General features: G+C 68.4%; 13 protein-coding genes. 3 read left to right on the forward strand and 10 right to left on the reverse strand.

Annotated features, from left to right (window positions below):
* Positions 1-5 precede the first annotated feature (5 nt).
* The 6 genes from LOS8367_RS05080 to LOS8367_RS05105 form a co-directional block, all read right to left on the reverse strand.
* Positions 6-293 carry a 4a-hydroxytetrahydrobiopterin dehydratase gene (locus tag LOS8367_RS05080; protein WP_085895386.1) on the reverse strand — a complete coding sequence of 96 codons (288 nt, stop codon included), beginning with the start codon at positions 291-293 and terminating at the stop codon, positions 6-8.
* Entirely contained in the window at positions 290-1,492 is a 1,203-nt protein-coding gene (locus LOS8367_RS05085; RefSeq protein ID WP_085895387.1) for a GNAT family N-acetyltransferase, read from the reverse strand. The genes LOS8367_RS05080 and LOS8367_RS05085 overlap by 4 nt, the downstream gene beginning before the upstream one ends.
* Positions 1,493-1,523: 31 nt before the next feature.
* A complete protein-coding gene (locus LOS8367_RS05090; protein WP_085895388.1) occupies positions 1,524-2,300 on the reverse strand; it encodes a glycerophosphodiester phosphodiesterase family protein in 777 nt (258 codons plus the stop codon).
* Positions 2,297-2,767, reverse strand: a complete 471-nt coding sequence (locus LOS8367_RS05095; RefSeq protein WP_085895389.1) for a RidA family protein — start codon at positions 2,765-2,767, stop codon at positions 2,297-2,299. The genes LOS8367_RS05090 and LOS8367_RS05095 overlap by 4 nt, the downstream gene beginning before the upstream one ends.
* A 65-nt stretch (positions 2,768-2,832) precedes the next feature.
* Positions 2,833-4,155, reverse strand: coding sequence for an HlyD family type I secretion periplasmic adaptor subunit (locus LOS8367_RS05100; RefSeq protein WP_085895390.1), 1,323 nt, complete (start codon positions 4,153-4,155; stop codon positions 2,833-2,835).
* Entirely contained in the window at positions 4,152-5,891 is a 1,740-nt protein-coding gene (locus LOS8367_RS05105; protein WP_085895391.1) for a type I secretion system permease/ATPase, read from the reverse strand. Before LOS8367_RS05105 ends, LOS8367_RS05100 begins: the two co-directional genes overlap by 4 nt.
* 145 nt (positions 5,892-6,036) lie before the next feature.
* Here LOS8367_RS05105 and LOS8367_RS19240 point away from each other — a divergent pair, with 145 nt between their 5' ends.
* Positions 6,037-6,729 carry a hypothetical protein gene (locus tag LOS8367_RS19240; RefSeq protein ID WP_242665504.1) on the forward strand — a complete coding sequence of 231 codons (693 nt, stop codon included), beginning with the start codon at positions 6,037-6,039 and terminating at the stop codon, positions 6,727-6,729.
* A 1-nt stretch (position 6,730) separates the two neighbouring features.
* Here the strand turns inward: LOS8367_RS19240 and LOS8367_RS05115 are convergent, their stop codons facing one another.
* Complete coding sequence (locus LOS8367_RS05115; RefSeq protein ID WP_085895392.1) at positions 6,731-9,052, reverse strand: transglycosylase domain-containing protein; 2,322 nt, start codon at positions 9,050-9,052, stop codon at positions 6,731-6,733.
* Between the two features lie 245 nt (positions 9,053-9,297).
* Here LOS8367_RS05115 and LOS8367_RS05120 point away from each other — a divergent pair, with 245 nt between their 5' ends.
* Positions 9,298-9,636 carry a P-II family nitrogen regulator gene (locus LOS8367_RS05120; RefSeq protein ID WP_085895393.1) on the forward strand — a complete coding sequence of 113 codons (339 nt, stop codon included), beginning with the start codon at positions 9,298-9,300 and terminating at the stop codon, positions 9,634-9,636.
* A 25-nt stretch (positions 9,637-9,661) separates the two neighbouring features.
* Positions 9,662-11,041 (forward strand): ammonium transporter AmtB, encoded by a 1,380-nt coding sequence (locus LOS8367_RS05125; RefSeq protein ID WP_085895394.1) that lies wholly within the window; start codon positions 9,662-9,664, stop codon positions 11,039-11,041.
* 123 nt (positions 11,042-11,164) lie between these two features.
* Here the strand turns inward: LOS8367_RS05125 and LOS8367_RS05130 are convergent, their stop codons facing one another.
* From LOS8367_RS05130 to LOS8367_RS05140, 3 genes are read right to left on the reverse strand one after another with little or no spacing between them, the layout of a single operon-like run.
* A complete protein-coding gene (locus LOS8367_RS05130; RefSeq protein WP_165761383.1) occupies positions 11,165-12,268 on the reverse strand; it encodes a DUF3618 domain-containing protein in 1,104 nt (367 codons plus the stop codon).
* Entirely contained in the window at positions 12,261-12,695 is a 435-nt protein-coding gene (locus LOS8367_RS05135; RefSeq protein WP_085895396.1) for a phage holin family protein, read from the reverse strand. The genes LOS8367_RS05130 and LOS8367_RS05135 overlap by 8 nt, the downstream gene beginning before the upstream one ends.
* On the reverse strand, positions 12,692-13,531 hold the full coding sequence (locus LOS8367_RS05140; RefSeq protein ID WP_085895397.1) for a hypothetical protein: 840 nt from the start codon (positions 13,529-13,531) through the stop codon (positions 12,692-12,694). Before LOS8367_RS05140 ends, LOS8367_RS05135 begins: the two co-directional genes overlap by 4 nt.
* Between the last annotated feature and the right edge of the window lie 39 nt (positions 13,532-13,570).

Raw genomic sequence — 13,570 nt, forward strand, 5'->3', positions numbered from 1 at the left:
GCCGCTCAGCCTTCCGCCAGCTTGTCCATCTTGGAAGCGAGCTTGGCGTCGAGCTCGGTCAGCCCGCCCGCGTCATGGGTGGTGAGCGTGACGGTCACGGTCCGGTAGACATTGCTCCACTCTGGATGGTGGTTCAGCTTTTCGGCCCAGAGCGCGGCCCGGGTCATGAAGCCGAAGGCCTCGACGAAGTTCTTGAAGCGAAAGGTCTTGGTGACCGCGTCGCGATCCGGTTCCGGGGTCCAGCCCGCGGCCTTCAACGTCTTGCGGCCCGCCTCGTCGAGCGTCTCGGTCATTCCTGATCCTCCATTCGGGTGCGCCGGAACGGGCCGTAGCCCGTCAGCACCTCGATCTCCTCGTCCACCGCCGCGCGTTCGGCCTCGAGATAGCGCGCCACCGCGTCGCGAAACCCCGCATCGGCGATCCAGTGCAGCGAATGCGTCGCCACCGGCAGATAGCCGCGCGCCAGCTTGTGCTCGCCCTGCGCGCCGGCCTCGACCCGGGGCAGGCCATGCGCCAGCGCCCAGTCGATGGCCTGATAGTAGCACAGCTCGAAATGCAGGAAGGGATGGTGTTCGAGCGCGCCCCAGTAGCGGCCGAACAGGGTGTCGCGCCCGATCAGGTTCAGCGCGCCGGCCACCGGCCGGTTGCCGTCGGAGGCGAGGATCAGCAGCATGTCGTCGCGCAGGGTCTCGTGCGCGATCTCGAAGAAGGCGCGGTTGAGATAGGGCGAGCCCCATTTGCGCCGCCCGGTGTCCTGATAGAAGGCCCAGACCGCGTCCCAGTGATGCGGTTTCAGATCCGCGCCGGTCAGGTGCTCGATCCGCAGCCCCGCCGCACTTGCGCCCTCCCGCTCCTTGCGGATGGTCTTGCGCTTGCGTGAGGAGAGCGCCGCCAGAAAACCCGCGAAATCGCCATAGCCCTCGTCGATCCAGTGGAATTGCTGCCCGGTGCGGCGCATCAGCCCCATCTGTTCGCCCGCCACGGCCTCGGCCTCGGTGCAGAAGGTGGCATGCAGCGACGACAGGTTGTTATTGGCCGCGAGTTGCACCGCGCCTTGCAGCAGCGCCGCCATACCCTCGGCCTCGAAGCCCGGCTTGGTAAGGAAACGCCGCCCCGTCACCGGGGTGAAGGGCACCGCGATCTGCAGCTTCGGGTAGTAATCGCCGCCCGCGCGCTCATAGGCGTCGGCCCAAGCGTGGTCGAACACGTATTCGCCCTGGCTGTGACCCTTGGCGTAGAGCGGCGCGCAGCCGATCAGCTCGCCGCCGCGCCGGGCGGTGATGTAATGCGGCTGCCAGCCGGTGCCGGGTCCGACCGAGCCGCTCTCCTCGAGCGCCGAGAGAAAGCGATGCGTGGTGAAGGGGTCGCGCGGACGGCCCGTCGCCGCCTCGGGGCAGGCACAGCCATCCCATTCGGCGGCGGCGATGTCGCGCAGGCGCGCATGGGCGGTGATCTCGACCACCGCCTCGGGGTCCGTGTCTGTCTGGCTCATGGCCGCAGAGTTGGGCCCCCGGGGCGTGGGGTCAAGCGGTGGCGGGGCCCGGAAGGTAGCCCTCGAAGGTCACGTTGTCGGCAATGCGCCGTGCTGCGGCCTCCTCCTCGGGGGAGCGGGTCGTCCAGCACAGGATCTTCGCACCCTGCGCCTGCAGTTCGGCGACGCGCGGCCGGTCGAGATCGCACACCTCGTGGCTGATGAAGCTGGCGCCCAGATTGTCGTAATCGGGGATCTCGCGCAGCCGCGCGGCGGTGCGTGCCGGAAGGTCAGGCCAGTCCTGGGGCTCGAAGGCGCAGGTGACGAGACCGCGCGGCAGGTCGGGAGCGAGGCGGGCCATCTCGGACACCGCGTGCGGGTTGAACGACATCACCGCGACGGGGCCCGCATAGCCTTCGAGCGCACGGACCACGGCAGGTTCGACCACGCCGACATTGGGGCCGAGCGTGTAGTCGTGATCCTTGATCTCGATCAGCAGCGGCACCCGGCCGGCAACGAGGTCGAGCACCTGTTCGAGGGTGGGGATGGTATCGGCGCTGCCGATCAACTGGAGCGCCTGCAGCGCCGCGGCATCGCGCGACGCGACCAGCCCGCGTTCGCGGGTCAGCCGGTCGAGCGCGGCATCGTGGATCACCATGGCCGCGCCGTCATGCGAGGCGCGCACATCGATCTCGATGCCGAACCCCGCTTCGATCGCGGCACGGATCGCGCTCATCGAGTTTTCGGGGCGCCCCGCGCCGTGAAAGGCGCGATGCGCGATGGGCCGGTCGAGAAAGCCCTGCGGCAGCGCCGGGGCGGTGCGGCTCATGCGAGGGCGAAGACGGCTTCGACCTCGACCGCGACGCCGAGCGGCAGCGCGGCCACGCCGACGGCGGCGCGGGCATGGCGGCCGGCCTCGCCCAGAAGCTCGGCCATCAGGTCGGAGGCACCGTTGATCACCTTGGGCTGCTCGGTGAAATCGGGGGTGCAGGCGACGAAGCCGGTCAGCTTCACCAGACGCGCGACGCGGTCGAGATCGCCGTCGCAGGCGGCACGGGCCTGGGCCAGCAGGCTCAGCGCGCAGGCGCGGGCGGCCTTGGCGCCCTCTTCGGTGGTCATGTTGTCGCCGAGACGGCCGGTGATGAGCCCGTCCGGTCCGGCCGAAATCTGGCCCGACACGTGCAGCAGCCCGTCATGGATCACGAAGGGCTCGTAATTGGCCGCGGGCTTCGGCGCCTCGGGAAGCGCGAGCCCCATCTCGGCCAGTTTCGTTTCGATGTTCGCGGCGATGCCCATGACGTCCCTCCGGGTGTTGGTTCCGGCGCAAGCTAGCTTGCGCCGGAACCAAGGGCAACGTCGGCTCACCCCTCGCGGAAGGCGCGGGCGAAGTAATCGGCCAGCGGCTTGACCAGATAGGCCAGTGGCGTGCGGTCGCTGGTCCGGATGTAGGCCTCGACCGGCATGCCGGGGATCAGGGTCATGTCCTTCGGCAGCTTGTCCATCTCGCCCTCCGGCAACCGGATCTCGGCGCGGTAGTAGGAGATGGCCTGACCCTCGTCCTGGAAGGCGTCGGCCGAGATCTGCACCACCTCGCCAGTCAGTTCCGGGGTGCGGCGCTGGTCGAAGGCGGGCAGGCGCAGGCTGACCTCCTGGCCCAGGAACAGCTGGTCGATATCGGTGGGCTGCACCTGAGTGGCGATGACCAGTGGCCGGTCCTGCGGCACGATGTACAGGATCGGCTCGGCGGCGCGGATCACCGATCGGGGGGTGAAGACCGTGAGGCCGTAGACGATGCCCCCGACCGGGGCGCGGATGTCGAGCCGGTCGAGCTGGGTGAGCAGCGCGCGGCGGCGGTTCGACAGTTCGATCTCGTTGAACTGCAAATCGCGCAGCTGGCTGATTGCCTCCTGCCGCCGGGTCGAGGCCAGTTTCAGGATCTCGATCTCGATCTCGGCGATGCGCCCACCGGCCTGTGCCGTCGAGGCCTTCAATTCGCCTTCGCGCCCTAACAGGTTGGCCTGCTCGCGCTGCAGCGCCAGCACCCGCTGGGCCTGAGCCAAGCCGCGGTCGAGCAGGGATTGCTGGTCCGCCAGCTCCTTCTCGACGATCTCGAGCTGCTTGGCCACGGCGGTCTGCTGGGATTCGAGCCCGACGATCTGGTCGGCGATCTGCTCGCGTTGGCGGGCCAGCTGGTCGGCCTGCTGCTGCTCGCTCTCGAGCTGCGCCTCGATCAGCCGCCGCTGACCCTCCATCAGTTCGGGCGCGACCTCGTTGTCGGTCTCCAGTAGCAGAGGGTCGAAGTTCAGCTCCTGAGTGTTGTCGCGCTCGGCCTCGAGCCGGGCCCGGCGGGCCAGAACTTCGAGCAATTGGCCTTCGACAACGGCCAGTTCGCTGCGGATCTCCTCGGGGTCGAGCCGGATCAGCAGGTCGCCCGCCTTAACCTCGTCGCCCTCGTCGACGAGGATCTCTTCGACCACGCCGCCATCGGGATGCTGCACGACCTGCCGGTTCTGATCGACTTCGACCCGGCCCGACGCCACCACGGCCCCGGAGATCTGGCTCATTGCGGCCCAGGTGCCGAAGCCGCCGAGCAGCACGACGAGGGCGAGAAAGCCCACGATCAAGGGCCGTGCCGCCGACCAGGCCGATGGGCCGTCCGCGGGAGAAAGGGGTTTGCGGTTCACGAGACGCCTCCGCCCTTGCCGCCGGAGGCAGCGATTTCACGATGATTCTGCACCATTTCGCGCAACACCTCGTCCTTGGGGCCAAAGGCCCGACGGCCGCCACCCTCGATCATCAGGATCAGATCGCATTCGGCGATCGCGGCGGGTCGGTGCGCCATGATCAGCACGCATTTCCCGGCCTCCTTGGCGTCGCGGATCGCCTGGTTCAGCGCGGTGCTGCCAGCGTTGTCGAGGTTGGAGTTCGGCTCGTCGAGCACCAGGAAAACCGGGTCGCCATAAAGGGCGCGGGCCAGACCGATGCGCTGGATCTGGCCGCCGGAGAGGCGGCCGCCCTTGGAGGAAACCGGGGTGTCGTAGCCATCCGGCAGCTTGAGGATCATCTCGTGCGCGGCCGCGGCCTTGGCGGCGCGCACCACTTCCGCGTCATCCGGGCTGCGCGACATCCGCGCGATGTTTTCCTTGATGGTGCCGTCGAACAGGGTGACCTGTTGCGGCAGGTAGCCCACATAGCTGCCCAGAACGTCGGGGTCGTACTGGTCGAGGCTGGCGCCATCGAGGCGGATCTTTCCGGCGGCGGGGCGCCACAGGCCGGTCACGGCGCGCGCCAGCGTCGATTTGCCGGCACCCGACGGGCCGATCACGCCGACCGCCTGGCCCGGCTCCACGACGAAGCTCACCATCCGCAGCGCGGCTTGGCTCTCGCCGGGCGGCAGCACGGTGACCTGCTCGCAGGAGATGCGGGCCCGGGGGCGAGGCAGGGTGGTGCGAGGCTCTTCGGGGCGAACCTCACCCAACAGCACCGTGAGCCGGTGCCAGCCCTCGCGAGCACGCTGGAACGAGGGCCACTGGTTGACGATCATCTCGATCGGCGCCAGCGCGCGACCGAGCAGGATCGAACCCGCGATCATGGCGCCCGGCGTCATCTCGCCCTGCAGCACCAGATAGGCGCCGAGGCCCAGCATCGCGGATTGCAGCAGAAGCCGGAACGCCTTGATCACGGCGGAGAAGCCACCACCGGTATCGGTAGCGTCGATCGAGGCGGTCAGGGAGCGCGAACGCGCCTCGTTCCAGCGTCCGAAAGCGGCGCCGCGCATGCCCAGCGCCTGCACCATGTCGCTGTCCTGACGGATCTGGGTGCCGAGCTGTTCGGAGCGGAAGGAGGTGGCGTTGGCCTCCTCCAGCTGCTTGCGGGTCATCAGCTGGTTGGCGAGCGCCATCACGATCAGCACCGCTGCGCCTGCCAGGCCGAGGAAGCCCAGTATCGGATGGAAGATGAAGATGCCGAGGAAGAACAGCGGCGCGAATGGCAAATCGAAGCTGGCCATCAGAGCTGGCGACGCGATCAAGCGCTGGATCGATTCCAGATCGCGCTGGGCGGTGGCGGCCTCGGCGCGGGCCTTCGGGCCGGAGCTGGCGCGCAGCGCCGCGGAAAAGACGCGCTGGTCGAGCCGGGCCTGGAACCGCGCCGCGATCCGGTTCATCACCCGGCCGCGCACCATGTCCAGAAGCCCCATCATCGCGTAGAGGAACACCACCAGCACCGACAATGCCACCAAGGTCGCGACCGAGCGGGAACCCAATACCCGGTCATAGACGTTGAGCATGTAGAGCGGACCGGTCAACATCAGCACGTTGACGATCAAGCTGAAGATCGCCACGGCCCAGAACAGCCAGAGGCTCTGGTTGCGCGCAGCGCGGAGTTCTGCGGCGCCAATGGCGCCTGCATCATGTGTCATATCGGCCTCATTTCCCCGTAGGTCCGCTACGTCACCCTTAGTAGAGCAAACGCGGCAAGCTGGGTAGCATGTTGCGATCAGGGCTGCAGCGATTGTTTTGCAACGACTTCTGGACCTGCGGATTCTTGCCGCTAGCTTTCACTCCATGTCCGACGACTTCATGAAAAACAGCCGCTGGATCGGTGGCTTGGCACTGGCGGCGCTCTTGGCGAGCGGTGCGGCAGCCGCGCCTTATGACGGCACCTACCGGCTCAGCCGGGATGCCGATTGCACCAAGATAGGCGAGGAAGGCGGGGCGCTACGGATCGCTGACGGTCTGTTCGAAGGGATCGACAGCGAGTGCCGGATGACGCGCCCGGTCGATGTGGTCGACATGGATGCCACCCTCTACACGATGGAGTGCAGCGCCGGCGATACCCGCTGGAGCGAGCGGGCGCTGCTGATGCGCGCGGCGGAGGATGACGGCCTGATCATGCTCTGGGACGGCTATGCCTTCCGCTACGAGCGCTGCACGGCCGAAGCGCAGGAGGCGGAGCAAGCCGCCGAAACGGGCGCCGAGATCGAGGCGGAGACCGAGGGCGGGGGCGACGGGTTGCCGCCACCCCGCGTGGTGCTGCCCGTGGTCGAACTGCCTCGGGTCGAGTTGCCCAAGGTCGAAGTACCGGTTGTCACCGCCCTGCCCGGACCGGCAGGGGGCGCGACGGCCCCCAAGGCCGGCGCGCCGTCATCCGATGGGGACGAGGCGTCGCCCGACGAAGACGGGGATGAGGACGAGGGCGGGCCGGATGCCAGCGGCGGCGCCTCGGCCCGCGCCATCGGCGCGGGGGAGCCGAACTGAACTAGTTCGTGGCCGCGCCGAGGATGTTGGTCAGCACGTCGAGAATCATCCGCTCGCGGCTGCCGGAGGCCTCGCCCGTCGGCTGCGGCTGGGGTTGAGGCTGCTGGCCCTCGGGCGTGCCGAGCATTTCCCGCAGCAGCCGATCGGTCTCGGGGTCGCTGGCCTGCCCGTTCGAGGGCGAGACGTTGCCGCTATCGGCGATGGCGCCGGTGGCTTGGCTCGGCTCGGGCACCCGCATCGGCAGCGGTTTCACCGGCTGGCCCTCGAGCACGCGCACCATGGTCTCGCGCCAGATCGTGGCGGGCAGGCCGCCCCCGGTGACGCCCGAAAGCGGCCGGTTGTCATCATAGCCCATCCAGACGCCGGCGACGTAATCGCCCGCGAAGCCCACGAACCAGGCGTCGCGCGCGCCTTGGGTGGTGCCGGTCTTGCCCGCGATCTCCCAGCCGTCGATCTGGGCGCGGGACCCGGTGCCCTCGGCTACGACGCGGCTCATCATCCAGGTGAGCTTTTCAGCGGCGTCTTGGCTGATCACCCGTTCGCCGATGCCACCGCCGGTACCCATCAACGGCGTGTCGTCGCCTTTGAGCCGCAGCTCCACGAGGCCGTAGGGCGTCACCGACGAGCCGCCGTTGAGGATACCCGCATAGGCGCCGGTCATCTCGAGAAGCGTGCTCTCCGACACGCCCAGCGCCAGCGCCGGCCCGGCAGCGAGGTCGCTGTCGATGCCGAACATCGAGGCCACCGTGCGCACGTTCTCGCGGCCGACTTCCTCGGAAACCCGCACCGCAGGGATGTTGCGGCTCTCGGCCAGCGCTTCGGTGAGCGTCACCATCCCATCATACTGCCGGTCGTAATTCTCTGGCGACCACGGTCCGGAACCAGGGATGTTTATAGTCAGAGGACTATCATCGACCAAGCTAGTGGGTTCCTTCTCCAGATCGAGCGCGGCGGCGTAGATGAATGGTTTGAAGGCCGAGCCCGTCTGGCGCAGCGCTTGCGTGGCGCGGTTGAAGGCGCCCGAAGCCGAGACGTTGCGGCCGCCGACCATGGCGCGCACCGCGCCGTCGGCGCTCATCACCACGATCGCCGCCTGCGCCTCGGAGCCGGGGCTGACCCGCTCCTCGAACACCTGCAGCAGCGCCTTTTCGGCGGCGGTCTGGATGCGGGGGTCGAGCGTTGTACGGATCACCACGTCCTCGGTGGTGTCGCGGGTGAAGAATTCGGGCCCGGTCTCCATCACCCAGTCCGCGAAATAACCGCCTTGGTCCTGCTGCGCGGTGGCCGAGAGCGTGGCGGGGTTGGCGCGGGCCGCCTCGGCCTCGGCGGCCGCGAGATAGCCCTGCTCCTGCATCAGCCCGACGATGACGTTGGCTCGGCTTTGGCTGCGGCCGAGATTATTGGTGGGGGCGTAGGTGGTGGGGGCCTTCAGAAGCCCCGCCAGCATCGCTGCCTCGGCCGGGTTCACCTGCGCGGCGGGCTTGCCGAAATAGCGCTGCGAGGCGGCCTCGAAGCCGCGCGTGCCGGCACCGAGATAGGCGCGGTTGAGGTAGACCGTCAGGATCTCCTCCTTGGTATAGCGCGCCTCCATCGCCATCGCGTAGACCGCCTCCTGCACCTTGCGCCACAGCGTGGTGCGACGGCAGTCGGCCTCGTATTCGCTCTCGTTCTTCCAGACTTCCGGATCGAACGGCTTGCCGAGGCACAAAAGCTTGGCGGTCTGCTGGGTTATGGTCGAGCCACCATTGCCCGAGAGCGGGCCGCGCCCCTCGGAGAGGTTGATGCGGACCGCCGAGGCGATGCCCTGTGGGTCGATGCCCGGATGCCACCAGAAGCGGCGATCCTCGGTCGCGACCACGGCGTTGCGCAAATGCTGGCTGATGGTGTCGGCGGTGACCATGCCGCCGAACTGGTCGCCGCGCCAGGCAAAGGTCGCGCCATCGCGGTCCTGCAGCGTCACCGAGCCGCGGGCGCGGCCATCGACGAGGTTGGTGACCGGAGGCAGTTGCGCCGCGTAATAGGCGACGCCGAGGCCCACCACGAGGCTCAGCGCCACGGCGACGCGCCAGCCGACGCCCCAGATCACCCGCATCACGAAGCGCAACAGCCCCGACACCAGCGCCGAGAGCCAGCCCAGCGGACCGCGCGGCCTGGCCTTGGCGGGCTTGGCGGCGCGGCGGCGTGACTTGGCGGCGGGCGTCGCGGGCTTTGCCGCGCCGGGCCTGCCGCCGCCGCCGCTTCCCTTGCCACCACCCTTGCCGCCGCCCGCGCCGTAGCGCCGCTCCGCAGTTAGGGGCGGTTTCCTGCCGTTGCTCGCGCTCATCTGCCGCTGCCTGTCCGTTATGATTGGCGCCACCATAGCCGCATCGCAGCGGAATGTTGAGCAGCCCGGTTTTGCGATGTCGGCTTTTTTATGCCGCCCACGAATCGAGCAGTTATCCGCCATTGTGCAAAAATTGTGCATCCTGCCCGGTCCGGGGCATTTATCAGCCGCGCCGAAGCTTGCCCCGAAGGCAGGATGCGGGGCTGTTGAGGGCAGTCGAACCGAGACGCCACAAGGGGACCGACGTGAAACTCATCATCGCAACGATCAAGCCGTTCAAGCTCGAGGAGGTGCGCGAGGCGCTGACCTCGCAGGGCGTGCGCGGCATGATGGTGACCGAGATCAAGGGCTTCGGCTCCCAGTCCGGTCACACCGAGATCTACCGCGGCGCAGAATACGCCGTGAATTTCGTGCCGAAGGTCAAGCTCGAGATCGTGGTCCCCGAGGGGCTGGCCGAGCAGGTGGTGGCGACCATCGCCAGGACCGCCCGTACCGACAAGATCGGCGATGGCAAGATCTTCGTGCTGGACGTCGAGAGCGCGCTGCGCGTGCGCACCGGCGAAATCAACGACGACGCGCTCTGAGCCGACCCTCCCAGGAGACCAAGGAATGACTAACTGGAAAACCCCGCTTCGCGGGCTTGCGCCGCTTGCCTGCCTGATGGCCGGCCCGGCCTTCGCACAGGAGGCGGCCGAGGCCGCCGAACCCGCCGTGCTCGAGGCGGGTATCGCCGCCGCGACCGACACCGCCTTCATCCTCAACACGTTGCTGTTCCTGATCGGCGGCTTCCTCGTGTTCTGGATGGCGGCGGGCTTCGCCATGCTCGAAGCCGGTCTGGTGCGCTCCAAGAACGTCGCCATGCAGTGCATGAAGAACGTCGCGCTCTTCTCGCTCGCCGGGATCATGTACTACCTGATCGGCTACAACCTGATGTATCCGCTGGGTAACTGGTCGATCGGCTCGGACGAGACCGGCGGCTATATCGGCGCCTTCGGCGTCGCGGTGATGGAGGCGGTCGGCATCGGTCGCGATGCGGCCGATGATTACGGCTATGCCGCGACCTCGGGCGACTTCTTCTTCCAGCTGATGTTCGCGGCGACCACCGCCTCGATCGTCTCGGGCACCCTGGCCGAGCGCATCAAGCTCTGGCCCTTCCTGATCTTCACCATCGTGCTGACCGGCCTGATCTACCCGATCCAGGCGAGCTGGAAATGGGGCGGCGGTTTCCTCGATAGCCAGTGGGGCTTCCTCGACTTCGCCGGCTCGACCGTGGTGCACTCGGTCGGCGGCTGGGCGGCTCTGGCCGGCGCGCTGGTGCTTGGCGCCCGGGCGGGCAAGTTCAAGGATGGCCGGGTGATCCCGATGCCGGGCTCGAACCTGGCACTGGCGACGCTCGGCACCTTCATCCTGTGGATGGGCTGGTTCGGCTTCAACGGCGCCTCGCAGCTGGCGATGGGCACCGTGGGCGACGTGGCCGATATCGGCCGGATCTTCGCCAACACCAACGCCGCCGCGGCGGGCGGTGCGGTGGCCGCGCTGGTCTTCACACAGCTGCTCTACAAGAAGCCCGACATCACCATGGTGCTGAACGGCGCGCTGGCGGGCCTTGTCTCGATCACCGCCGAACCGCTGACCCCCACGCTCGGCGCGGCGACGCTGATCGGCGCGGTGGGCGGCGTGATCGTGGTCTTCGCGGTGCCGATGCTCGACCGCATGAAGATCGACGACGTGGTCGGCGCGATCCCGGTGCACCTGTTCTGCGGCATCTGGGGCACCATCGCGGTGCTGTTCACCAACCCCGACGCCACCCTGGCGGGCCAGATCGTCCCGATCGTCATCGTCGGTATCTTCACCTTCGTAGTCAGCCTCGTGGTCTGGATGGTGCTCAAGGCCGTCATGGGCATCCGGGTCGGCGAAGAGGCCGAGGTCACCGGGCTCGACATGGCCGAGCTGGGCATGGAGGCCTATCCCGACTTCACCCCGAGCTGACCTCCCCCGGGGGCCCGAGGTGGAAAGGCCCGGACGCCTCGGCGTCCGGGCCGCCTACAAGGAGAAGCCAAAGGAAAAGGCGCCCCGCGGGGCGCCTTTTCAGGTTTTGGAGGGAGGCCGTGTTCAGTGGCCGCCAGCCTTCTGGCGGGCCTTCTCCGCCTCGGCTTGGGCGCTGGCGCCCACATCCTTCTTCTGGGCTTCGGATTTCGCGGTATCGGCCACGTGCTCGGCCGCCTCGCGGGCCCGGCCCTGCACGTCGGTCGCAGCGCCCTTGAGGTCTTCCTGCACGGTACGGGCCAGACCTTCGGCCTGCTGGCGCGCATCCTCGGCCGTGGCCTTCGCCACGTCGCTCAGGCGCGCCCGCTCTTCCTCGTAGACGCGATAGGCTTCGTCCATCAGGTCGTCACGATAGGTGCCGAAAGCCTCGTCCTCGCGCTGGGTCCGCGGCAGCATCGCCGCCACGGCGGCACCCGCCGCCATCGCCAGAAGACCGCCCAGCAGAGGCTGCTGGTCGTAGAGGCTCGCGGCGTGGTCGCGTCCCTGACGGGCGTAGTACTCGGCCTTCACCTGCGCCTCATAGGCGCGGGTGCGCGCCGCGATCACGCGCTTCTTGCCCTCTTCGGACATGCCATGGGTGCCGTCGGCGATGCGCTCGCGCAGGCTGCGCGCCGAGGCGCCCATCGAGGCGCCACGGGCGCGGGCGCGTTCGCGATACTTGCCGATCCGGCCCTTGGCGCCGCCCATCGCGCCGCTGACGCGGTCGCGCAGGGCACCGCCCCGCGAGCGGGTTTCGTGCCACGGCGAATCGCCGTGATCCTCGGGCGTCGCGTGCACCGGGCCGCGCGGCTCGTCCATCTTGTCGGTGCCGTATTTGCGCGACAGGTAGGGATCGGCGCCGAGGCGGCCCGAGCGGGCATAGTCGCGCTGGCCGCGATAATCGACCTCGCCGGCATAGCGCTCGTCCTCATGGCTGCCGCGGACGTTGGAGACCGCGAGCCAAGCAAGGCCCGCGCCTACCAGCGCGATCGGCACCGGGTTGCGCTGCACGGTGGTCGAGATGGTCCGGCCGATGTCGGAGGCGTTGTCGGTCACGCTGTCGGTCACGGAGCGCAGGATCCCGTCGAGCGACAGGCGCTCCTGCAGGTCGTCGATCGTGCGCTGCAATTCCGAGCGCTCGGTCTCGATCTCGCGCTCGATCTCTTCGGGGGAACGGGTCTGGTCAGTCATTGATGGCTCCTTTGACGGCAGCGGCATCGCGGCGGATGCTCTCGGCGCTGCGCTTTGGTGCATTGGTCACGGCTTTCACGCGGTTGATGCCCACCTTCACGAGGATCGCGGCGATCACGAGGATCACGCCGCCGACGATCAGCGCGGACCAACCCGCGCCGAGGCCGGTTTCGGCCAGCCAGGCCACGAAGGCGGCGGCCAGTACGTTCAGCGCGGTCAGGCTCAGGATCACCGCGGCGACGATGAGGCCGATCCCCATGCCGGCACGGCTCGCCGCGCGCGACATCTCGGCGCGGGCCAGATCGACCTCCTTGCGCACGAGGCCGCTCACATGGTTCAGCGCCTCAGACAGCAGGGACGCCGTGCTCTTGCTCTCGACCCGGTGTACGGTCCCCGGGGTGTCGTGATGCGGATCTGTCTGGGTCATTTTTTCACCGCTCCCGTTGTACCGGGCTGCGGCGCACCGGGGATTTCCGGCTTTTCATCGGGCTTGTCGATGCCACCGACCGAGCCGGTGGAGCCGGAACCCTTGGATGCGGCGGACCCGGTCGAACCCGTCGAGCCAGCCGATGACGAGGTTCCGGCGGTGCCGGTGGTGGCGCCGGTGCTGGCGGCTCCGCTCGTGCCGCTGGTGCCCGTCGCAGCCGGACGCGCCGTGCTCTGCGTGGTGCCGGTGGGCGCGGGACGCGGTGCGGCGCTGGTGGTGGGCGACGAGGTCGGCACCGGGCGCGAAACCCGGTCGTCATCGTCGTAATCATTGGGCGTCACATCGGGCGAATAGCGGTCATCCCGGCCGTAGTCGCCGCTCGCGCCATAGCTGCCGATGCGGTGATCGTCATGCCGGGCCGACGCCTTCATGAAGCGGGCCGCGACGAAGCCGAGCAGCGCCGCGCCACCGAGAAAGGCGGCTTGGTTGCGGCGCGCGAAATCATTGACCGCATAGGCCATCTCGTCGAGTTCCATGTCGCGGATGCCGTCGGCGGTGTCGGCCACGGTGTCGGCGAGCTTGGCGAAGATGCGCTCCTGCGGCGAGCCGTCATGCAGGTCGTCGGCGGCCTTGCGCAGCGCTTCCGCGATCTTCGACGTCTCGTTCGCGGCTTCGTTCTTGTATTCGCGCCCGTAATCATAGGCGCGGGTCTTGGCTTCATCGGCCATCTCGCGCGCCCGCTCGCGGGCGGTATCGGCGAATTCGGCCGCGCCGCTCTTGGCGTCGGCGGCCGCCCGTTTCGCCTTCTGGTCCATCGTCTCGCCAGTGTTGGCCATGTCGACCTCCTTGGGTTTGCTTGAGCGGGCTCCGAAGCG

The sequence above is a fragment of the Limimaricola soesokkakensis genome (assembly GCF_900172345.1).
Classification (GTDB): domain Bacteria; phylum Pseudomonadota; class Alphaproteobacteria; order Rhodobacterales; family Rhodobacteraceae; genus Limimaricola; species Limimaricola soesokkakensis.